The sequence below is a fragment of the Streptomyces sp. NPDC005408 genome, assembly GCF_040606445.1.
GTDB lineage: Bacteria > Actinomycetota > Actinomycetes > Streptomycetales > Streptomycetaceae > Streptomyces.
This window is the reverse complement of the sequence record NZ_JBEXEX010000010.1, coordinates 140574-161098: the sequence shown is the minus strand read 5'-3', so window position 1 is coordinate 161098 and position 20525 is coordinate 140574. Positions and strand designations below refer to the sequence as shown.

The 20525-nt window shown below is 70.2% G+C and carries 18 protein-coding genes and 1 pseudogene; 11 read left to right on the top strand and 8 right to left on the bottom strand.

Annotated features, from left to right (window positions below; translation table 11 throughout):
• Window positions 1-54 precede the first annotated feature (54 nt).
• Window positions 55-2097 (bottom strand): SpoIIE family protein phosphatase, encoded by a 2043-nt coding sequence (locus tag ABZS64_RS13110; protein ID WP_355827517.1) that lies wholly within the window; start codon window positions 2095-2097, stop codon window positions 55-57.
• A gap of 372 nt (window positions 2098-2469) precedes the next feature.
• Window positions 2470-6009 (bottom strand): phosphodiester glycosidase family protein, encoded by a 3540-nt coding sequence (locus ABZS64_RS13105; RefSeq protein ID WP_355827431.1) that lies wholly within the window; start codon window positions 6007-6009, stop codon window positions 2470-2472.
• Between the two features lie 239 nt (window positions 6010-6248).
• Here ABZS64_RS13105 and ABZS64_RS13100 point away from each other — a divergent pair, with 239 nt between their 5' ends.
• The 6 genes from ABZS64_RS13100 to ABZS64_RS13075 all read left to right on the top strand — a co-directional run bounded on the left by ABZS64_RS13100 (window position 6249) and on the right by ABZS64_RS13075 (window position 11527).
• On the top strand, window positions 6249-6332 hold the full coding sequence (locus ABZS64_RS13100) for a putative leader peptide (RefSeq protein ID WP_351446407.1): 84 nt from the start codon (window positions 6249-6251) through the stop codon (window positions 6330-6332).
• 213 nt (window positions 6333-6545) lie between these two features.
• Complete coding sequence (locus tag ABZS64_RS13095; RefSeq protein ID WP_355827428.1) at window positions 6546-7559, top strand: ABC transporter substrate-binding protein; 1014 nt, start codon at window positions 6546-6548, stop codon at window positions 7557-7559.
• A 4-nt stretch (window positions 7560-7563) separates the two neighbouring features.
• Window positions 7564-8373, top strand: coding sequence for an ABC transporter ATP-binding protein (locus ABZS64_RS13090; protein WP_355827425.1), 810 nt, complete (start codon window positions 7564-7566; stop codon window positions 8371-8373).
• Window positions 8370-9254 (top strand): ABC transporter permease, encoded by an 885-nt coding sequence (locus ABZS64_RS13085; RefSeq protein WP_355827422.1) that lies wholly within the window; start codon window positions 8370-8372, stop codon window positions 9252-9254. The genes ABZS64_RS13090 and ABZS64_RS13085 overlap by 4 nt, the downstream gene beginning before the upstream one ends.
• An 11-nt stretch (window positions 9255-9265) precedes the next feature.
• A complete protein-coding gene (locus ABZS64_RS13080; RefSeq protein ID WP_355827419.1) occupies window positions 9266-10591 on the top strand; it encodes an LLM class flavin-dependent oxidoreductase in 1326 nt (441 codons plus the stop codon).
• A gap of 39 nt (window positions 10592-10630) precedes the next feature.
• Window positions 10631-11527, top strand: coding sequence for a TauD/TfdA family dioxygenase (locus ABZS64_RS13075; RefSeq protein WP_355827416.1), 897 nt, complete (start codon window positions 10631-10633; stop codon window positions 11525-11527).
• Between the two features lie 140 nt (window positions 11528-11667).
• Here the strand turns inward: ABZS64_RS13075 and ABZS64_RS13070 are convergent, their stop codons facing one another.
• The gene (locus ABZS64_RS13070; protein ID WP_355827413.1) at window positions 11668-12294 is read right to left on the bottom strand and encodes an LAETG motif-containing sortase-dependent surface protein; all 627 of its coding nucleotides are present in this window, start codon (window positions 12292-12294) and stop codon (window positions 11668-11670) included.
• A gap of 135 nt (window positions 12295-12429) precedes the next feature.
• Between ABZS64_RS13070 and ABZS64_RS13065 the strand changes: the two are divergent.
• Window positions 12430-13130: pseudogene (locus ABZS64_RS13065) on the top strand (cation diffusion facilitator family transporter); the annotation flags it as partial.
• Between the two features lie 53 nt (window positions 13131-13183).
• Here ABZS64_RS13065 and ABZS64_RS13060 read toward each other — a convergent pair.
• Complete coding sequence (locus ABZS64_RS13060; RefSeq protein ID WP_355827410.1) at window positions 13184-13684, bottom strand: DUF6328 family protein; 501 nt, start codon at window positions 13682-13684, stop codon at window positions 13184-13186.
• 63 nt (window positions 13685-13747) lie between these two features.
• Between ABZS64_RS13060 and ABZS64_RS13055 the strand changes: the two genes are divergently transcribed.
• Complete coding sequence (locus tag ABZS64_RS13055; RefSeq protein ID WP_355827407.1) at window positions 13748-13918, top strand: hydrophobic protein; 171 nt, start codon at window positions 13748-13750, stop codon at window positions 13916-13918.
• A 38-nt stretch (window positions 13919-13956) separates the two neighbouring features.
• On the opposite strand, the gene ABZS64_RS13050 is transcribed toward ABZS64_RS13055, so the two are convergent.
• From ABZS64_RS13050 to ABZS64_RS13035, 4 genes are all read right to left on the bottom strand, one after another.
• Entirely contained in the window at window positions 13957-14109 is a 153-nt protein-coding gene (locus ABZS64_RS13050) for a hypothetical protein (protein ID WP_355827404.1), read from the bottom strand.
• Window positions 14040-14225: a hypothetical protein gene (locus tag ABZS64_RS13045; RefSeq protein ID WP_355827514.1), complete on the bottom strand. Its 186-nt coding sequence runs from the start codon at window positions 14223-14225 to the stop codon at window positions 14040-14042. Before ABZS64_RS13045 ends, ABZS64_RS13050 begins: the two co-directional genes overlap by 70 nt.
• Window positions 14226-14274: 49 nt before the next feature.
• Window positions 14275-16119, bottom strand: a complete 1845-nt coding sequence (locus ABZS64_RS13040) for a transketolase (protein WP_355827401.1) — start codon at window positions 16117-16119, stop codon at window positions 14275-14277.
• A 157-nt stretch (window positions 16120-16276) separates the two neighbouring features.
• Window positions 16277-16504, bottom strand: a complete 228-nt coding sequence (locus ABZS64_RS13035; protein WP_355827398.1) for a DUF6458 family protein — start codon at window positions 16502-16504, stop codon at window positions 16277-16279.
• 212 nt (window positions 16505-16716) lie between these two features.
• On the opposite strand from ABZS64_RS13035, the gene ABZS64_RS13030 reads away from it, so the two are divergent.
• From ABZS64_RS13030 to ABZS64_RS13020, 3 genes are all read left to right on the top strand, one after another.
• Window positions 16717-17526 (top strand): VOC family protein, encoded by an 810-nt coding sequence (locus ABZS64_RS13030; protein WP_355827395.1) that lies wholly within the window; start codon window positions 16717-16719, stop codon window positions 17524-17526.
• Between the two features lie 185 nt (window positions 17527-17711).
• A complete protein-coding gene (locus ABZS64_RS13025; RefSeq protein WP_355827392.1) occupies window positions 17712-18092 on the top strand; it encodes an ANTAR domain-containing protein in 381 nt (126 codons plus the stop codon).
• A gap of 133 nt (window positions 18093-18225) precedes the next feature.
• The gene (locus ABZS64_RS13020) at window positions 18226-20487 is read left to right on the top strand and encodes a SpoIIE family protein phosphatase (RefSeq protein WP_355827511.1); all 2262 of its coding nucleotides are present in this window, start codon (window positions 18226-18228) and stop codon (window positions 20485-20487) included.
• The last annotated feature ends 38 nt before the right edge of the window (window positions 20488-20525 follow it).

The following is a 20525-nucleotide window of genomic DNA, read 5'->3' as shown; positions in this document are numbered from 1 at the left end:
TGATCGTCCTGCCTTCGTATCAGACCGACCGCGCCCGTCCGAGGGCGGTACTGCTCAGTGCACGGGGCGAAGGAGCAGCAGCGCCGTGTCGTCGCTGCGCTCACGGCCGCGCGCCGTCTGACCGATGAGACTGTCGGCCAGGGTTTCGAGCGGCTCGTCGACGGCGCGTCCCAGGATCGTGGCCAGGTCCGCCAGGGCCTCGTCGATGTCGGTCCCCGGGGCCTCGATCAGCCCGTCCGTGTACAGGACGAGCAGGGATCCCGGAAGCAATGGAACCGCCGTCGTGGGATAGCCGGCCGCCGGGTCGACGCCGAGCAGCGGGCCGCCGGCCAGGTCCAGGATGTGGACCTGGCCGTCCGGATCGCGGAGCAGCGGCTGGGGGTGTCCGGCACGGGCCAGGAGGGCGAGATGGCGCGACAGGTCCAGATGCAGATAGACGCAGCTCACCAGCAGATCCGCCTCGAGCTCGATGAGCAGCCGGTTGGTGGACTCCATGACCTTGCCGGGAGGCTGGCCGAGGGCCGTGTAGGCGCGAACGGCCGTGCGGACCTGGCCCATCAGGCCGGCGGCGGTGGCGTTGTGACCCTGCACATCGCCGATGACGGCGGCCGCGGCATCGCCGGTGCGGATGAGGTCGTAGAAGTCGCCGCCGATGTCCATGCCCTGGGTGCCGGGCAGATAGCGGGCGGCGACCTCGAGGCCTCGCAGCGCGGGCAACGAGTGCGGAAGCAGGGCTGACTGGAGTCCGTGCGCGAGCCGGTTCTTGGCGTCGTAGAGCCGGGCCCGTTCCAGGGCCTGGGCGATGAGGCCGCCGAGGCTGGTGAGGACGGCGCGCTCGTCCGTCGAGAAGATGTGCGGCTCCGAAAAGCCGAGGACGCAGGTGCCCACGGGGCGTCCGGAGGCGATCAGCGGCAGATAGGCCCAGGCGGCCATTCCGTCGGGTGTCGAATGGCGCGCGGGGTAGATGTGCTCCAGCTCGGCGCGGGACTCGAAGAAGGACGGCACTCCGGTCTGCAGCGCGTGGGCGCCGGGGGTCTGGGCGGACAGGGACGTGCCGTCGAACTGCTCCACGATCGTCGCGTCCTCGTAGCCGCGCTGTCCCAGCACGCGCAGCCTGCCCGACTCGGAGGAGAGCATGACCAGCGACCGGCTCCCGACGGCGGGCATGATCTCGTCGGCGACGCGCTCGATCACGTCGGACACGCCCACGGCCTCCGTCAGGGCGCTGGCCAGGCTCAGGATGTGAGAGATCGCGACCAGCCGCGCTGGGTGCTCGGAGGGCGGCGCGTCGGAGGGCATTTCCCGGACGGTGCCGCGGGCCGGGGTGATATGCACGCTGATGCCGCTCCTGCTGGGGTGGAGCTGGAACATCAGCCAGTCCTGGGGCGGCCGCAGGGCCACGAACGAGGTGGTGTGCTGGCTGATCAGCGCCGCGCGGTAGCGGTCCTCGTACACCGGGTCGTTCAGCCAGGGCAGCGCCGACCACAGCTGGTTTCCCAGCAGGCTCGCCACCGGTGCGCCGACGAGTTCGCCGGCCGCGGCATTGGCGTAGGTGATGCGTCCGTTCACATCCAGAGCGCACAGCCCGTCGGGCACGCGCGCCAGCATGTGCACGGCCTCGACCGCGCCGGTCGTCCCGGCCATGGCGGGCGATCCGAGGAAGTCCGCCTCGGGGACAACGGCCCGGCCCTGCTCGGCGGCCCGCTGCAGCCGCAGGGCGAGGCGGTCGCAGGCCGCGGTGAGCATGCTGCGTTCGTCGTCGGAGAGCTCGGGCGGATGGGATCCGGGCCAGGTGACGAAGACGGCTCCGTAGGGGGTGTCCCCGGTGGCGACGGGCAGAGCGGCGAGTGCGTACGGATAGGGCAGGACGACGGCGACACGGGGGTAACGGCGCGCCATGTCCTCCTCGCCGGAGACCCAGATGAGCTGCCGCTTGCGCAGGGCGTCGGCGACGGGGATCGGCGCGCCCATCGCAACGCGCTCCCAGGGCGCGGCGAAGGCCCGTGGCAGCCCGGCCATGACGGCCATCTCGAGGACCTTCTCATCGGGCGAGACCAGGTACACGGCTCCGGAGTGGGCGTGGACGTCGTCCAGCATCCCGGCCAGGGCGAGCGACAGGAGGGGGTGGGAGCCTTCGGCGCCCTCCGGCGCCACCGCCCCGGAGACGAGCGGGTCGGACAAGGGGAACCACCTCCTCCGCCGCGGCGACGCTCACGAACAAGGCTGCCGGGTTCGGGGCTTTCCCGCACGGCGAGGCGGCGGGGCCATGGCGGGGGGCGCCGGCGTAGGCCCCGGGAGTGGCCTGCGGCACTGTTCCCCTACCCGCCCCTTCCCGAACCATGGGCTCCGCCCCTGGAGCCCCGTACGGCCTTCGGCCGTGTCCTCAAACGCCGGACGGGCTGAAATTCAGCCTCGCCGGCGTTTGAGGCGCGGGGTCTGGGGGCGGAGCCCCAGTTCCGCGTCCCAGCCCTACGCCGCCCCCGCCACCCCCATCCCCCCGACGCGGATCTCCGTACGCTGCGTGACGCCACCCACCGTCACCGCCAGCGTCACCACCCCCGGGCGCAGCCCCGTCACGCGCCCCGTCGTCGGGTCGAAGGACGCCACGTGGCGGTGGCGCGCGTCCTCCGGTGGGCCGATGAACAGGTTCGGCGAGCCCGTCCAGTCCGCGCTCAGCGGGAACGCGACCGGCACGCGGCGGGCACCCTGCGTGACCGTCGCCCCCGCCGCCTCACTCCGGCCCGGCGCCACTACTGCGGGCGCGTCCAGCGTCAGGCCGTCGACATGCGCGCGGGTCTGGACGGAGACCCAGTCGGGCAGCCCTTCCCACGGCCGCAGCCGGCCGGTCTGCTGTTCGCCCCGGGACACCTGGTCGACGCCGACCAGCGACCAGCCGGTGAAGCCGCCCTCGTTCGCCGGGCCCGCAGGCGCCTTGCCCGAGTTGCCGTTGATCAGATACGGCACGCCGTCCACGTGCTCCGCGTGGAAGACTCCGACATGGCTGCCGATGAGCCCCGCGCCCTTCCCCGTCGTACGGCGGAACTCCGCGAGCCACTGCTCGATCAGCGCCGCCTCCTTGCGGTCGCCCAGCTGGCTGCCCTTCTGCACGGTCGGATCGCGCGGCGGCACATGCTCGACGAGCATCACCGACGAGACGCCCGGGTCCTTCGCCGCCGCGTCCAGCTGCGCCCGCACCTCCTTGATCTGGTCGAAACCGCCGCCCCGGAGGGTCAGGCTGGAGGTGTCCAGGGTCAGAAAGCGCGTACCGTGATAGTCGAACACACGGTGCGCGGGCCCGAATTCGGCGATGAAGTTGTCGATCTTCCCGCCCATCACCTCATGGTTGCCCGGCACGTAGTACCAGGGCAGCTCGTCCCCGAGCTCCTCGGTCAGCACGCGCCGCGCGAACGCGAGGTCCGCCGGTGATCCCTCGTCGACCAGGTCGCCGTTGACGATGAGGAAGTCGGGCCTCGCTGCCTTGATCTCGCGCAGGGTCCGCCGTGCCTGCGCGACGATCGCGCTGTCGGGCTCACGGGCGACGAACTGCGCGTCGGACATGACCGCGAACTGCCAGTCCCTGCCCTCGGTTTCGGCCGCCGGATCGATCAGCGGATCGGCCGTACGCGGCTGCGCGGGCAGATCGACCGTCGGCGGCACCTGCGCGCCGAGCCCGTCGATGACGATCTTCCCGGTGTACTGCTTCGCGGGCGCGGTCTCGGCCAGATAGAAGCGGAAGACGGACAGCGGCATCGCGGCCCCCGGAGGCACCGCGAAGGTCACCTGCCGCCAACCGGTCCAGGTGACGTACGGCCCGCGCAGCAGCTGGTCGGACCCGGCCGCGTCCTTGAGATGCAGAGTGGGCCAGGCGCCCTTGCCGTCGCCCTTGATCCAGAGCGTGAAGGACTGTGGCTGGCCCGGAACGGCGATCGGCTTCGGCGGATTGGCGTACGCGGCGCGGGTCGCGGTCGAGAGCGTGAAGTCGTAGGTGAGCTCCAGGCCGGTCCCGCTCTGCCCGTCGGGCGTCGCCGCGACCGAGCCGCTCGCGCGCGCCTGGCTGAAGGTCCACGACGCCGCGTCGTCGAAGCCGGAGACGGCCTGTTCGGCGAGGCCGACGCTGACGGCCAGAACGGTGGTGACATCACCGACGGTCACCGTGATGCGCCCCGCGCCGCTGCCCGTGAGGGACGTGACTGTGAAGGAACCCCGGCCGTCGTCGCGGATGTCGAAGAGGCTTTGGTCGTAGGCGAGTTCGGCGTCGGCGGGTTCGACGGGCGCGCTGTTGCCCTGAGCGTCGAGGCCGAGAATGCCGAAGGTGCCGGTGGTGCCGCCGTCCGCGAGGCCGACGCGCCGGGTGGTCGGTTCGATCCGGGCGAGGTCGTCGAGGACGGTCAGCTGTGTGCTTCCGCCGGCGCCCGCGCGTTCCGCGCGTATCTCGGTGGTGCCGCCGTGCCGTGCCCGGAACACCCCGTGCTCGTCGACGCGGCCCACCGAGGGCCTGACGGCACGCCAGTGCGGAGTTCCGGCGGCCGGTCCGTACGTCTCGTCGAAACCGGCGGCGGTGAGCCGGCGGGTCAGTCCGGGGAAGACCCGCTCGGGATGGCCGCCCTTGACCGGGTCTGCGGTCGGGGCGCCGGCGGCGGGCGTACGGGTCTCGACCCAGAAGCCGCGCAGCCGTCCGCTGCCGTCGGGCGCGGTGAGCGCGAGGCCGTTGGGAACCGTGCGCTCGCTGCCGTCGGAGGGGCTGTTCTCCACCTGGAGCGCGTCGCTGCCGGGTTCGCGGGCGACGAGTGTCGACGATCCGCCGCCGTCGAGATTGAGGGCGCTGTGGGCACCGGCCTTCTTCATCATCAGGCCGAGTTCGGTGAGGGTGACGCCACCGCTGTCGGCCTGGCGGCCGTCGACGGTGATGACCTGCATCGCGCGGCCGTCCTGGGAGAAGCCGACGGCGGTGCGCGGGGCGGCGGTGTTGTTGCCCTCGCCGTCGTGGTTCCGGGGTACGCCGTCGACGACGAGGAGTTCGCGGCCGCCGACCGCCGTGCGCGGGACGGGGCCGCTGTCGGTACGCGGCCTGTACTCCAGTGCCACCGGGTCGCCCGGACGCAGTGCGGACAGCAGCCCGGCGCCTGCCTCGCGTCCGACCAGGACGGTGGTGTCCGGGGCGATCGGCCCGCTGCCGGGACGGTCCGCGACCGCGACGACCTTGCCGTCGCGTACGAGGGCTTCAGCGACGGGAGTTGCGGCGTCGACGGTCAGGGCGCGGTCGGCCGTCCCCCAGGCTGCGGTGTATGCGCCGATGCCGCCCGCCGGGACGTTCGCGGCGTTGTACGCGGTCAGCGGATGTGTGCCCGAGGGCAGCGTCAGGGTGCCGTCGAAGTACAGCTGAAGGACGCGTCCCGCGTTCCCGGGCCCGATCCCGACGGCCCGGTTGGCGCCGGGGGCCGGTGAGTGGGTGACCTTGCCGTCCTTGATGCCCGGGCCCTGCGGCGCGCCGGTCTGGTTGATGTCGAAGAAGTCGGCGTTGATTGCGGCGACCGTGCGCCGGCCGGGTCCGGGGTCGTGCTGGGCGGCGAGTTCGGAGACGGCACGGCGATCGGCGACCTTCCCCGACGACAGGTAGTCGGCCTGTACGCCGCTGCCGCCGAGGTCGACCGAGAGCGCGTCGACGCGCAGCCACTTGTCCGACTCCAGCCGGTCGTACGAGGTGAGGCCGATGCCCGGAGCGATCGGCCGGGAGCTGCGCGCGGTCTCGATACCGTCGCCGTCGGCCACGGCCCGGTGGCTTCCGGCCGCGCCGCTCGCGAGCGGCGGCGCGAGCGGCCGCAGCACTTCGGCAACGTCGCGTGGACGGGGGTCGGGGGTGGAATCGGCGACGGCGGGGGACACCGCCCCCGCCGCGAGTGCGGACACCGTCGCGAACAGCACGACGGAGCGTCTTGCTCTGCCAAGACCCACAACTACTCCTGGAATACGCCTAGTTGAGTCGCAGTAAGCGCTGTCGGCGCACAGCATCGCGGGGCTGGGACAACCGCACCAGGGGGCCGTGAGAACCACGGGAAAACAGGGGCTGACGGTACGTCGACACTCCGGGAGACTCGAACAGTCAGTCGTGTGGCCTCGCGCCGGGCCCCGCCGCCCGCCGGTCCCCCGACACACGCCACATCCGTGAAAGAAATCCGCAACAATTCACCATGCGAGACGATTTCAGATGTTCATTGACGTGACCGGAAGTCGCTGTCATTCTCTCGGGTGTGAGTCAAGCTGACATTCTCGTATCGCGCCTGCACGTCGATCTTCGACGGCACGCCAGCGCACTCTGTGCCGCCGGCCGCTGAAACACGCGCAGCTGACTACTTTCTCCGCGTTCGGCCCCTGTTCCAGGGTGCTTTCGACGGGCTGATCACTCCCGCTCCCGTCGCGCGGTAATTCCCTCGGCAAGCCTTCCACGGAATTTGCCTGCCGATTCACGCCCACTCTTTTCCTGAATGAACTGCGCCCTTCGGCACGGTGATTCAGGCATCTCCGCGTACCCCGAAACGGAATGACTGATGACCTCCAGACGCACCTTCCTTGTGCTCTCCGGCCTCTCGGCGCTGGCGGCCGCCGGCTGCGGCACGGCGAGCGGCAGCGGCATCCGTAACACCAAGACGCTCCGCTACCAGGGTTCGGCCGGCGCGGTCACCCCGCCCGAACTCGCCGCTTCGCTCGGCTTCCTGGACGACCTGAAGCTCGAGTGGGTGGGCAACACCATCAGCGGCCCGCAGGACATCCAGTCCGCGGCGTCCGGCCAGACCGACTTCGGTGGTGCGTTCAACGGCGCAGTGGTCAAGCTCGCCGCCCGCAAGGCCCCCATCAAGGCCGTCGTCAGCTACTACGGCTCCGACAAGTACGCCTACAGCGGCTTCTACGTCACCGAGAAGAGCGCCATCCGCTCGGCCCGCGACCTCATCGGCAAGAAGGTCGGGATGAACACCCTGGGGGCCCACCACGAGGCGATGCTCGACATCTACCTCAAGAAGAACGGGCTCAGCCGGGCCGAGGCGGAGCAGGTCGAGCGGATCGTCATCCCGCCCGTCAACACCGAACAGTCCCTGCGCCAGCGGCAGATCGACGTGGCCGTCCTCGGCGGGATTCTGCGCGACAAGGCGCTGGCGGCCGGAGGCATTCGCAAGCTCTTCAGCGACTTCGACCTGCGCGGGGCGTTCAGCGCCGGTACGTACGTTCTGACCGAGCGCTTCATCAAGCAGAACCCGGAGACGGTACGGACCTTCGTCACCGGCGTGGGCAAGGCGCTGGACTGGTCCCGTACGACACCACGCGACGAGGTGATCGCCAAGTTCACCGAGATCGTCGCCAAGCGGAAGCGCAGCGAGAGCCCCGACGCGCTCACGTTCTGGCACTCGTTCGGCGTCTCCGCGCCCGGAGGCCGGATCGAGGCGAAGGAGCTTTCGGTCTGGGCCGACTGGCTCACCGAACGCGGGGACATCAAATCCGGCCAGGTCAACGTCCCCGACCTCTACACCAATGAGTTCAACACCAACCGGGCCAAGGCGGGGAGTTGACCTCATGACCGCGAAGATCAGTTTTCAGGACGTCGGCAAGACCTTTCCCGGACGCGGAAAGCAGGGACTGGTCACCGCCCTGGACGGCATCGATCTCGACATCGCCGCAGGTGAGTTCGTGGTCATCGTCGGCCCGAGCGGCTGCGGGAAGTCGACACTGCTCGACCTCCTCGGCGGCCTCTCGACAGCCACCTCCGGCCGGATCCTGCTGGACGGAGAGCCCGTCACCGGGCCGGGTCTCGACCGGGGCATCGTCTTCCAGCAGTACGCCCTGCTCCCCTGGCGTACCGCCCTGGGCAATGTGGAGTTCGGCCTCGAAGCGACCCGGGTGCCGCGCCGGGAGAGGGCCGAGCGAGCCAGGGAGTATCTGGCGCTGGTCGGGCTCACCGGCTTCGAGGACCGGCATCCGCACGAGCTCTCCGGCGGTATGCGCCAGCGTGTCGCCATCGCCCGCAGCCTCGCGTACGACCCGGATGTGCTGCTCATGGACGAGCCGTTCGCCGCACTCGACGCGCAGACCCGCGAATCCCTCCAGGACGAGCTGCTGCGGATCTGGCAGCGCACCGGCAAGACGATCGTGTTCATCACGCACGGCATCGACGAGGCGGTCCATCTGGGGCAGCGGGTCGCCGTGCTGACCTCCCGGCCCGGCCGGATCAAGGAGGTCGTGCGGATCGACCTGGGTGACCGCAGCGCGGAAGCCGATCCGCGCTCCAGTCCCGAGTTCGCGCACCACCGTCACCAGATCTGGAGCCTGCTGCGCGACGAGGTCGGCCGGGCCCAGCAAGAGGAGAGGGAGGCCGCAACGCTATGAGCATCACCACCGAGAAAGCGCTCGCGAGCGGCGCCGATGTGAGCGGCGCCGCTCAGCGCACGGATCCGGCGCTCGCGGCCCCGCGCCGGCCATTGCCGGCTCCCCTGCGGCGCACCGGCCGCGCGCTGCTGGCCGTGGTCACACGGACCGTGGCGATAGCGGCGCTGCTTGCGGTGTGGGAGACCGCGCCCCGGCTCGGCCTGGTCGACCGGACCTTCCTGCCGCCGTTCTCCGAGGTCGTCGTCGCCTGGTGGCAGCTGCTGCTCGACGGGCAGCTCGCCGAGCACACACAGGCCAGCCTTGCCCGCTCGTTCACCGGATTCGGGCTCGCGGTCGCCCTGGCCGTACCACTCGGCCTGCTGATCGGCTGGTACCGGCCACTCGCGAACGTCCTCGGGCCGCTGCTCGAAGTCTTCCGCAACACCGCCGCCCTGGCCCTGCTTCCGGTGTTCGTCCTGCTGCTCGGCATCGGCGAGACCTCGAAGATCTCCATCGTGCTGTATGCGTGCACGTGGCCGATCCTGCTGAACACCATCAGCGCCGTGAGCAGTGTCGATCCGACCCTGCTGAGACTGGCGAAGTCGATGGATCTGCCCGCGCCGAAGATCTTCCAGAAGGTGATCCTGCCCGCCTCGGTGCCGACCGTCTTCACCGGCATCCGGCTGGCAGGCGCGGTCGCGATCCTCGTGCTCGTCGCCGCCGAGATGGTGGGCGCCAAGGCCGGGCTCGGCTATCTCGTCAACGCCTCGCAGTTCAACTTCGCGATCCCCGAGATGTACGCCGGGATCATCACCATCTCCGCCATCGGCGTGGCCTTCAACCAGCTGCTCGTGGCCCTGGAGCGCCGCTTCACGTCCTGGCGCACCCCGACCGGAAACTGAGGGATCAGCCCATGTCCGCCGACACTCCACGTCAGTTCCACCTCAACGCCTTCCTGATGAACGCAGGCCATCACGACGCGGCCTGGCGTCATCCGCGCACCCAGCCCGAGCGGATCACCGATCTCTCGTACTTCCAGGAGCTGGCCCGTACCGCCGAACGCGGCAGGCTCGACTCGCTGTTCCTCGCGGACGGCGTCGCCCTGTGGGGCAATGCCCGCTACAACGCGGTCGGCGGCTTCGAACCGCTCACGCTGCTGTCCGCGCTCGCCGTCGCCACCGAGCACATCGGCCTGATCGCCACCGTGTCCACCACGTTCAACGAGCCCTTCCATGTGGCGCGCAAATTCGCCTCGCTCGACCACATCAGCGGCGGACGCGCCGGCTGGAACATCGTCACCTCCGGGAATGTCGCCGAGGCCAGGAACTTCGGCCGCGAGGAACACCTGGAGCACGCGCTGCGCTACGAGCGTGCCGCCGAGTTCCTCGATGTGACCAAGCAGCTGTGGGACAGCTGGCGCGACGACGCGCCGGTCATCGACCGCGGGCGCGGGGTCTACTCCGAGGAGGGCGCGGTGGCCCCGATCGAGCACCGCGGCACGCACTTCCGGGTCGACGGGCCGCTGAACGTGCAGCGCTCGCCACAGGGTCATCCGCTGCTGGTGCAAGCCGGATCCTCCGAGGACGGAAAGGAGTTCGCGGCGCGGTACGCGGAGGCCGTGTTCACCGCGCAGCAGACCCTCGCCGACGGCCAGACCTTCTACAAGGACCTCAAGTCACGGCTCGCGAAGTACGGCCGCACGCCCGACCAGCTGAAGATCCTGCCCGGCATCTGCCCGATCATCGGCGGGACCGAGGCCGAGGCGCTGGCCCTCGAGGACGAGCTCACGGGGCTGCAGGTCCCCGAGTACGGGCTGCAGCAGCTGTCCGGGATGCTCGGCACGGATCTGAGCGGACTTTCGCTGGACGGCCCGCTGCCCGAGCTCCCCGAAGAGCAGGACATCAACGGCAACAAGTCCCGCTTCACGCTGGTCGCGGATCTCGCCAGGCGCGAGCAGCTCACCATCCGCCAGCTGATCGCCCGGCTCGGCGGCGGCCGCGGACACCGTGTCTTCGCCGGTACGCCCGAGCAGATAGCGGACCAGCTGGAGGTGTGGTTCACCGAGGGCGCGGCGGACGGCTTCAACATCATGCCGCCGTATCTGCCGGGCGGCCTCGACGACTTCGTCGACCAGGTGATTCCGCTGCTCCAGGACCGGGGCCTGTTCCGCACCGAGTACAGCGGCAGCACGCTGCGCGAGCACTACGGCCTTGAGCGCCCGCCCGGCCGGGCCCACTGAACCCCCGCACATTCCCGTACAGAGAGAGGAAGTTCCCGCATGACCAGCACCGGTTTCGACATCCGCCGGATCGGCGGCCGCATCGGCGCCGAGATCCTCGGCGTCGACATCTCCGCAGCACTCGACCCCGCCATCGTCACCGAGATCAACGCGGCGCTCCTGGAGCACAAGGCGCTCTTCTTCCGCGGCCAGGAGCTCGACGACGCGGCGCAGCTCCGGTTCGCGTCGCTCTTCGGCGAGCTCACCACGGCGCACCCGACCGTGCCGTCCGCGGAGGGGCAGCCGAACATCCTGGCGGTCGACGGTGACGAAGGCATCCGCGCCAACCAGTGGCACACCGACGTCACCTTCCTGCGCACTCCGCCCAAGGCGTCCACGCTGCGCAGCCTTGTCGTCCCGCCCTACGGCGGCAACACGCTGATCGCCAACTCTGCGGCCGCCTACCGGGATCTGCCCGATGCGCTGCGTGAGCTGGCCGACCGGTTGTGGGCCGTGCACACGAATGCGTACGACTATGCCGAGCCGAAGTCCGAGAAGGCGGCCGAGCACCGCAGGCAGTTCGTCTCCACGAAGTACCGCACCGAGCACCCTGTGGTGCGCGTCCACCCCGAGTCGGGCGAGCGCGGGCTGTTCATCGGCGGCTTCGCGCAGTCCCTGGTCGGTCTGTCCCCGTCCGAGTCGCGCGACATCCTGCGGATCCTGCAGTCGTACGTGACCCGCCCGGAGAATGTCGTCCGCTGGACCTGGGCTCCTGGCGACCTCGTCCTCTTCGACAACCGCATCACCCAGCACTACGCGCCCGACGACTACGGCGACCTGCCGCGCCTGCTGCACCGGGTGACGGTCGCGGGCGATGTCCCGGTCGGCGTCGACGGCGAGCTCAGCCGGGTCGTCGAGGGCGACGAGGCCGCGCACTACACCCCGGCCGCGGCCTGACAACGACGCGGGGAGAGCGGGCCGTCACCCGACGGCCGACGCAGGGAGGGCGGGCCGTCAGCCGACGGCCCGCCCTCCCCGTGTGTGCACCGCCTCGGCGGCGCTCCGCGGTTCGTCCCCCCGCGGCAGCGCGCCGGGGGTCAGTGCTGCGCGCTGCGCCGCTTGCGCGCGGCCCACATGATGCCGCCACCCGCGACGATGACCACGGCGGCAGCGCCGGCGATCAGCGGAGTGGAGCTCGAGGAGCCCGTCTCGGCCAGGTCACCCGCGGGGCTCGGCTTGGTCGAAGCCGGCGGCACCTCGGCGGAGCTGGTGGCGGTGCTCGGGGTGTCGCTCGGAGTCTCGCTCGGCGCGGGAGTCGACGGGCTGGGCGTCTCCGACGGGGTCGGCGACGGGCTCGGCTTGTTCTCGTCGCACACCGGCGCCGTCTTGGTCTCGTCGCGCGAGAACTTGTCGTCGTCGCCTGCCTTCACGACGAGACGGACCGTGAGCTCCTTCTCGTGCGGGGCGAGCTGGAGCTTCTTGTGGAAGCTGCCCTTGAACGTCTCGGTGGGCAGCAGGTCCTTGCCGTCCACCGTGACGGTCACGGTGTTGTCTTCCTTGGGGCTGTAGGCGGTCAAGTCGACGCTGACCTCGGTGCAGGACACCTGCCACACCGGAGTGTGCGCCTGCGCGGTGCCGGCGGCCAGGCCGACGCCGAGTGCACTGACCGTCGCGACCGCCGCGAGGGCTCCTGCCCGCCGCCACGATCTGTTGATAGTTGTCACTAATTCCTCCACGGTTGCCGCGCCACCCATCTGGCGGTGCGCGCACAGTACCGCCAAGCCCCCAGGGGTTTACACCCACCCCACCCCTTTCTTTGGCTGACTCGCGTCATCCAGTCTGTCGCCCGCTCGGCCGGGGCGCTGCGCCGGAGTCACCACCCGCCCGATGCCCGCCACCCCTTCGGCTACGGCAAGGAGCGCTACTTCTGGGCGCTGCTGGCGGCCGTGGGGATGTTCGTCATGGGCGGCGGCTGCTTCTCCTTCTATCAGGGCCTCCACGCCTTGGTGACGGACCCGCAGGAGTCCCACGCGGGCTACGCGGCAGGGCTGGCCGTGTAGTTCGTGGCGCTGCTCGCCGAAGGCGGCTCGCTGCCGCGTGCCCTGCACCAGATGCGCAAGGAGGAGGAAGGGGCCCGCGATCCCACGCTGCGGACCGTCATCGCCGAGGACAGCACCGCGGTGCTCGGAGTCGTACTCGCGATGGCCGGAATGGCCTCCATCTGATCACCGGCCAGGTGGTCTGGGAGGCGTCCGCGTCCCTCGCCATCGGCCTGCTTCTGGTGTACGTCGCCTACCGGCTGGGCCGGGAGGCGCGCGACCGGCTGATCGGCGAGGCGGTCGAACCGAAGCTGAGCCGGGGCATCCGCGAACTCCTCGACGACCAGGACGAGATCCACAATGTCGCCGCGCTGCTCACGATGCAGCTCGGACTGGAATCGACGCTCGTGGCCGACCGGGTCGATCTGACGCCCGGCTTCGACAGCGAGGAGGTCGAGCTCATCTGCGTACGTATCAAGCGGCTGATCCGGGACACCTGGCCCGAAGCGGACCATGTCTTCTCGACATCACGGAGGCGCCGGCCGACTGACGGCTGTCGCGTGGCCCGTGCCGGTCAGTTGTCGGTTGGGCGGCTGATGGCGCGGGCCCAGAACGGCAGAACGAACCAGCAGACGATGAACCAGAGAACCATCCCGACGACGAGCCACAGCGCCAGCGAATCTGCGACGACGACGCGCAGGATGAGCAACAGCGCGGACGCCATCGTGCACAGCAGCAGAATCAGGCCGACGACCGTGAGGCGGGACGCCCAGTCGACTGTCTGCGGCTTGAGCCGCTGTCCGGTCAGGAGCCGGTGGAACGAGACGGGCCCGATGAGAGCGCCGGTCGTCGCCGCCCCCAGCAGCACGGTGACCAGATAGATATGACGATCGGTGTCGGAAAGGCCCGCGAACCGGGGCTGAAATACCACCGCCAGCAGAAATCCGAACAGGATTTGAACTCCGGTCTGAGCGACCCGCAATTCCTGCAGCAGATCACCCCATCTCCGGTCGGCCCTCTGCTCCGGCGACTCGCCCCGGCCCCAGTCCTGAGGGTCATCCGCTTTCTGCGTCATGTGGCACATCCTCGATGTGTACGCCGAAAAATAGAGGGCACCCGCTGATCGGAGGTACAGATTATGGTTCCCATCCTGCTCGTTCTGCTACTCGTTCTGGTGCTGTTCGGTGCCGGATTTGCCGTGAAGGTGCTGTGGTGGATTGCCATCATTGTCCTTGCCGTATGGCTGCTGGGATTCCTGATGCGCAGCACGTCGGCGACCGGCACCCGGTCGCGCTGGTACCGGTGGTAGCGAGAATGAAGAACGGCGGCCTTCGGGCCGCCGTTTTCCTATTCTGCTCCCAGTGTCAGCGAAGGAAGGGCGTCGAGCACATCGGCCACGGTCCAGCGCCGGGCGGTGACTTCGGGGTCCTTCAGCTGGTCCCAGCCGATGGGGGTGGCCACCGGCGCGCCCGGTTCGGGGCGCACCGAGTACGGCGCCACTGCCGTCTGCGCATAAGCATTGCGGGCAACGTCTTTGGCGAATTCTCGGACCTCGCCGGTGTCTGCTTCTGCATGAAGCGGGGACCGCAGATGCCGCCGGGATGCCGTTCCAGCATCAGGGGCCTGCCGCGCAGATGCGGCAGCATGAAGGGCGCCATGCACGGCTCAGCGCACCACCGCTTCTTCCACCAGTAGCCGCGCCGCGGCCGCGATCGACTGTGCGTCGATTCCGGCGATGTGCAGCTGCTCCTCCGGCGTGGCCGAAGCGGGCATGTTCCGGACGCCGAGCCGCACCAGCCGCGGCGCCGGGCGGCCGTCCGAGAAGGTCTCGGCCACCGCGTCGCCCAGGCCGCCCTGCGGACGGTGGTCCTCCACCGTCATCAGGCATCCCGTCTCGTCGGCCGCCTTCTGCAGCGTCCGTGCGTCGACCGGCTTGACGGAGTAGAGGTCGAGGACGCGCACGGCGATGCCCACCGCGTCCAGCAGGTCGGCCGCGGCCAGTGCCTCATGGACCGTCACCCCGGCGGCGACGACGGTCAACCGGTCCCGCTCGCCCGACCGCAGCACTGTGGACCCGCCGACCGGGAACTCCTCGTCCGGACCGTAGACGACCGGCGTTTCGCCCCGGGTCGTCCGCAGATAACTCACCCCGGGCAGGTCGGCCATGGCCTCGACCAGCCGGGCCGTCTGGTTGCCGTCGCACGAGTAGAGCACGGTGCTCCCGGGCACGGTACGGAACATCGCCAGGTCTTCGAGTCCCATTTGCGAGGGTCCGTCCTGGCCGATCGCGACTCCCGCGTGCGAGCCGACGAGCTTGATGCTCGCGCGGCTGACGGCCGCCATCCGTATGAAGTCATGGGCCCGGGTCAGAAACGCGGCGAAGGTGCAGGCGTAGGGGACATATCCCCGGGCCTGCATCCCCACGGCTGCCGCGACGAGTTGCTGCTCGGCGATGTAGCACTCGAAGTAGCGGCTGGGGTACGCCTTGGCGAAGTATTCGGTACGGGTCGAGTCGCCGACCTCGCCGTCGAGTGCGACGACGTCGGAACGCTCGGAGCCGAGTGCGGCCAGGGCCTTTCCGTACGCGGTGCGAGTGGCGACCGAGTCTCCGATGTCGAACCGCGGCGGCTCCACATGCCCATTGCGCGTGCCGTGCAGCACGCGTGCCGCGGGCGGGGACTGGACGTCGACCCGGAGGAAACGAGGGCCGCCCAGTTCCTCGATGGCCTCTTCGGCGTCAGGCAGCGGTTTGCCGTGCATGCCCTCCCGGTCCTCGACCGTGGAGACTCCGCGGCCCTTGTGGGTGCGGGCGATGATCGCGGTGGGCCGCCGGAAGGTGGAGCGGGCCTCGGCCAGTGCCGCGTCGACGGCGGCAACGTCATGGCCGTCGATCTGCAGGGTGTGCCACCCGAAGGCCTCCAGCCTGCGGGCGTACGCGTCGAGGTCCCACTCGTGGCGCGTCGGCCCGCGCTGGCCGAGCCGGTTCACGTCGATGAGCAGAGTCAGATTGTCGAGATGCTCGTACGCGGCATGCTCGACGGCTTCCCATACGGACCCCTCGGCCATCTCGCTGTCGCCGGACAGCACCCACACCCGGTAGGGAATCTGGTCGAGCTTCTTGCCCGCCAGCGCCATGCCGACGCCGATCGGCAGGCCCTGCCCGAGCGACCCGGTGGCCACGTCCACCCACGGCAGACGGGGCGTGGGATGCCCTTCGAGGCGGCTGTCGAGGCGGCGGAAGGTGAGGAGTTCCTCGTCGTCGATGACGCCTGCCGCCCGGTAGAGGGCGTACAGCAGCGGTGAGGCGTGCCCTTTGGAGAAGATCAGCCGGTCGTTTCCGGGATGGCCGGGCTTCTTGAGGTCGTAGCGCAGATGGTTGGCCAGCAGCACGGCGGCCAGATCGGCCGCCGACATGGAGGACGTCGGATGCCCGGAGCCCGCCGCGTCGGCGGCGCGGACAGCGTCCACACGCAACTGCTGCCCCAGCTCTGCCAGTTGTTCCTTTCGCATGTCACTCCTCCTTGACGGTGGGGCCCGGGAAGCGGGCGAGTTCCGGAGATGCGGACTCCAGCGGGACCGACCAGGAGCGGACGAGGCCCGGGTTCGCGGCGGCCTGGCATGACGAGCCCGGCGAGTGCCCCTGAGCCGTTGCGGCGAACCGGCACCGTCACTCGTAGCGGCGGCGGTCCCGCTCCGCCTCGACCACCGGCGTCGACGGCGGCACGATGACGCGACGGCGCCTGGCGATGCTGGTGAACGTGGCGACGCCGATGATGCCGACCGCCATCAGGATCAGGCCCACCACGTCGAGATTGGCGCCCTGCACCTTCCAGTCGGTGGCGAACGTGAGTATCGCTCCGGCGGCGATCAGGATGATGCACCCGCCCAGGCCCATAGGTCTCACCTTCCTCTACACATCTGTGCGCGTCCCCGTACGCGGGGATGGTCACGGCCGGGTACCCGTGCAGGGACGGGGAAAACAGCGAGGTGTCGCCACCGGCGTTCGCGCCGCTCGCGAGGAGGCCCGCCCGGGGAGAAGATGGGCTGCGTCAGCCGACTTCCGTCACCTCCTTCACGCACGCACATTCGATCGGGACACCGACTGTTATGGACAAGGAACCGAGAGCGGTCAGTTCCGCGACTGCCACATCGAGCGCGTCCGTGTTCGGTGCGCCTTGCTGGATCAGCCTCATGGCCCGGGACCTCCAGGCGGCGCAGGACTTCTACGGCGCGGTTCTGGGCTGGCGATTCCGCAAGGGCCGGATGGGCGACGAGTTCAGCGTCGCCTTCTCCGACGGAGCGCCGGTCGCAGGCATCGGAGCGCTGGCGCCCCGGCTGCAGGTCGCCGTGGCCTGGACTCCGTACTTCGCGGTGACCGACACCGATCAGGCGGCGGCGCGTATCCGCGAGCGCAGCGGCACGGTCGCGGTCGGCCCGATGTCGTTCTCCATGGGGCGTGGGGCCCTGGCGGCGGACCGGGACGGCGCCGTCTTCGGTATCTGGGAGGGGTTGCTCATCCCCAACTGGCACAGGTGGCGCAAGAGCGCTCCCGCCTGGCTGCGCCTGCGGACCCGCAACGCCTTCGATGCCGCCATCTTTTACGGGGAAGTCCTTGAGTGGGCAACCGATCGCCCCGGCTGCTGCCAGGTCAGCTACGAGGGGGACGAGGTCGTGCTCCGCAGCGAGGGGCACGTGCTCGCACGCATCAGTTCCGGTGCGACAGGAGAGACGCCCGATCCCATGATCCGACCCCGCTGGCATGTCCACTTCCCCGTCAAGGACGTGGCAGCCACCGTCGACGCGGCCCTGGAGAACGGCGGCGTTCTTCTGGAGCGGCAGTCCACGCCCCAAGGCCCTCAGGCGACGCTGCGCGACCCCGACGGTGCCTTCTTCACGGCCACCTCGCAGCGGCAGTAGGCGGCGCCGGCAGCTGGTGGCCCAACCGGTCCGGCGCCTGCGTTCCCTCGTACGCGGGAACGTGCTGACGAGGTACCTCGATCATCCCGGGCGAAACCCATGTGTCCCGGCCGGTTCCCTGGGCAGCCGCGTAAGAGAACGGAGAGACGTGCCGACCCCGCCCGCGGCTGGAAGGGAGCAGCACCATGGCGCGGATCAACGAACCGGAACCTGCCCTCGAAGACACGGCCACCACGGCATGGGCGGCTTCGGACGAGACGCGGTACCGGCTCGTCGGCGCGGAGCTGGAATCCCAGGCGCTGCGCGAGGAAGTCGAGGGGCTGCGCCGGGCGCTCCGTACGCACCCGGTGATCGACATGGCGCGCGGAATCATCATGGCGACCGCATCGTGCACGCCGAACGAGGCCTGGCAGGTGCTGGTGCACGTCTCCCAGCACACCAACGTCAAGCTCCGCGACATCGCGCAGCGCATCGTGGACGCCGTCGGCGGACCGCCGCCACCAAGGCCGGTCCGTACGGCACTGCGCTCCGCCCTCGCGGCTCTGCCGGACAGCACCGCGCGATGACGCGGTCCCGGACTCCCCGCAGCACGCTCCCTCACCGTGCGGGCGGCGAATCCGGATGGTGGCCGCGTAAAATCCAGATCGGGCGCGATCACCGGTTTCGCGTCGTCTGCCCGGGATGGGGGTAGTCGTGATCATGCCTCCGCAGGAGCCTTCGGGCCCGAGCGGCGGGCACGACGAACTGTCCGCCGCGCTCGCCCGCCTTGCCGCCGACAACGCGGGTCTCCACGAGCAGCTCACGCGACAGCATCTGATCGACCTGGCCACCGGAATCCTGGTGGCACAGCTGCAGGCGTCGCCCGCCGAGGCGGCCGAGCACCTCGGCCGGCTCGCCGAGGCGACCGGCCTGAGCACGGAAGACCTGGCCGCGGACATCGTCAACGGCGTGGCGGGAACCATCGCCGTCGCGCCTCCCACCGGCGACGAGGGCGCCCTCACCGAAGTACGCCGGATACGCCGCGTCGTCACCGCCGCGGAAGTGAACGACACGGTCGGCGAGGCTGCGGGCACTCTGCTGGAGGGCGGTCTGCGTCCGCTCGGGGTGCAGAGTCTCTGGCTGTGGCGGCGGATGGAGTCCGACTGTCTGCGCCTGGCCGGACACGCCGGTGTGAGCGCCACCGAAGCCGCCCGATGGCAGTGGATCCCGCCGGGCCTCCCAACGCCCTTTCAGTCGGTCCTCACCGAAGGCTCTCCCATCTGGCTGGCCTCGGGCCTTCCCCGGGACGTCGTCCTTCCCGGCCCGGGCCCCGAAGCCGCCCGCGCCCTGCTCCCGCTGCGGCTCCAGGGCACGACCGTGGGGCTCGCTCTCGTCATCTGGCCCGGGCCCGCGGACCTCGACGAGAACCTCCGCCGGGCTCTCGTCGATCTGATCGACGTGGCGGCGAGGGTGCTCAACGCCACGGAGGCCGAACCGTCCCGGTCACCGCTGCTCGACGACCTGGTCGACGCCCTGGCCCATCCTGCGATGACAGTGCGCCGTGATCCGGACACCTCCGCCCTGTCCGTCGAGCACCTCAATGAGCCGGCCTCCGAAGCGCTCGGCGGGACCTATCAGGCGGTGGGGCAGCCTCTCGAAATCGCCTTCCCGCGGCACCATGCCGATCTCGCGCCGCTCATGCGGCGCGCATACGAGGGCATGTCCCTCCAGCGCGCCGCCCGCATCCCTCCGGAGCACCGCGAGGGCTCCCCCGCGCCTCTCCTCGATGTGCGGGTTCTGCCGGCGGGCGACGAACGCACCGTAGTTCTGTGGCACACCGCCAGCGACCTCCGGACGGCCACCACGCGCGCGGTGAGCCGGCTGCAGGGCGTCGCACCGTTCGAGGACGATCTCGTCACCGGCACATCGACCTGGAGCGAGCAGGCGTACGGAATTCTCGGCGTCGATCCGGACTCGGAGCCGATTCCGCTCTCGAAGCTGCGACTGCGCGTGCACCCGGAGGACGCCGACGATCTGACCGAGCTTCTGACGACGCTCACCGGGCGGCGCAAGGGCGCGGTCGCGGTCGTCCGCGTCATCCGTGACGACGGTGGGCTGCGGCATGTGCGGATCGCCGTGGAGCCACTGCTGGACGAAGGGGTCCTCACCGGGCTCACCGGCGTCTATCAGGACGTGTCCGCCGGGTTCCACGCGGAGGTGGCTCTCACCGCGACCTTCGACCAGCTCACCGCCGTACAGGCCCAGGCGGCCCTGCGGCACCGGCTTGCTCTCCAGCTCCAGCAGGCGATCGTCCCCGAGATGCCCGCGCTGCGGCGACTGCCCGGGCTTCAGGCCACGGCCCGCTACCGGCCCGCGGTCCAGGAGTACCGCGTGGGCGGGGACTGGTACGACGTACTCCCGCTGCCCAGCGGCAAGGTGCTGGTCGCGGTCGGCGACATCGCCGGGCACGGCATCGACTCCGCCACCGGGATGGTCGCCCTGCGCAATGCACTGCGGGGGCTGGCCTTCACCGGGCACACCCCGAGGCGGCTCATGCAATGGCTGAACGAGGTCACCTTGAACACGCAGGGGCACCCGACAGCCACCGCGGTCTGCGCACTCTACGATCCGGCCGACCGGACTCTGTGCTGGGCGAGCGCCGGGCATCTGCCGCCACTGTTGCTGCGGGACGGCACGGCGCAGCTGATCGATCCGCCGCACGACATCCTGCTGGGGGCCGTGCCCTCCTACGGATACAAGGAGACGGTCACACAGCTGAAGCCCGGCGACACTCTTCTGCTGTACACCGACGGGCTCATCGAGCGGCGTCACGACGGCCTTGACCAGGGCCTGGAGACACTGCGGCAGGCGGCGCAGGAGCTGAGCGCCTGCGAGGTCGAGGAACAGGCCGACCGGCTGCTGGGCGCGGCCATGGGCGACACGGACGACGACACAAGCCTCATCGCGATCCGTGTCGTCTGAGATTCCGGATCCGTGTCGACGGAGATCCGGGAGCCCGG

What these genes read in the sequence shown, in the direction of transcription:
- ABZS64_RS13085 (WP_355827422.1), top strand. Translation starts at nt 8,370, where the DNA reads ATGAGCATCACCACCGAGAAAGCGCTCGCGAGCGGCGCCGATGTGAGC.
- ABZS64_RS13030 (WP_355827395.1), top strand. Translation starts at nt 16,717, where the DNA reads ATGGACAAGGAACCGAGAGCGGTCAGTTCCGCGACTGCCACATCGAGC.
- ABZS64_RS13035 (WP_355827398.1), bottom strand. Translation starts at nt 16,504, where the DNA reads ATGGGCCTGGGCGGGTGCATCATCCTGATCGCCGCCGGAGCGATACTC.
- ABZS64_RS13060 (WP_355827410.1), bottom strand. Translation starts at nt 13,684, where the DNA reads ATGACGCAGAAAGCGGATGACCCTCAGGACTGGGGCCGGGGCGAGTCG.
- ABZS64_RS13095 (WP_355827428.1), top strand. Translation starts at nt 6,546, where the DNA reads ATGACCTCCAGACGCACCTTCCTTGTGCTCTCCGGCCTCTCGGCGCTG.
- ABZS64_RS13040 (WP_355827401.1), bottom strand. Translation starts at nt 16,119, where the DNA reads ATGCGAAAGGAACAACTGGCAGAGCTGGGGCAGCAGTTGCGTGTGGAC.
- ABZS64_RS13020 (WP_355827511.1), top strand. Translation starts at nt 18,226, where the DNA reads ATGCCTCCGCAGGAGCCTTCGGGCCCGAGCGGCGGGCACGACGAACTG.
- ABZS64_RS13055 (WP_355827407.1), top strand. Translation starts at nt 13,748, where the DNA reads ATGGTTCCCATCCTGCTCGTTCTGCTACTCGTTCTGGTGCTGTTCGGT.
- ABZS64_RS13090 (WP_355827425.1), top strand. Translation starts at nt 7,564, where the DNA reads ATGACCGCGAAGATCAGTTTTCAGGACGTCGGCAAGACCTTTCCCGGA.
- ABZS64_RS13080 (WP_355827419.1), top strand. Translation starts at nt 9,266, where the DNA reads ATGTCCGCCGACACTCCACGTCAGTTCCACCTCAACGCCTTCCTGATG.
- ABZS64_RS13105 (WP_355827431.1), bottom strand. Translation starts at nt 6,009, where the DNA reads ATGCTGTGCGCCGACAGCGCTTACTGCGACTCAACTAGGCGTATTCCA.
- ABZS64_RS13025 (WP_355827392.1), top strand. Translation starts at nt 17,712, where the DNA reads ATGGCGCGGATCAACGAACCGGAACCTGCCCTCGAAGACACGGCCACC.
- ABZS64_RS13045 (WP_355827514.1), bottom strand. Translation starts at nt 14,225, where the DNA reads ATGCTGGAACGGCATCCCGGCGGCATCTGCGGTCCCCGCTTCATGCAG.
- ABZS64_RS13075 (WP_355827416.1), top strand. Translation starts at nt 10,631, where the DNA reads ATGACCAGCACCGGTTTCGACATCCGCCGGATCGGCGGCCGCATCGGC.
- ABZS64_RS13110 (WP_355827517.1), bottom strand. Translation starts at nt 2,097, where the DNA reads ATGCTGGACGACGTCCACGCCCACTCCGGAGCCGTGTACCTGGTCTCG.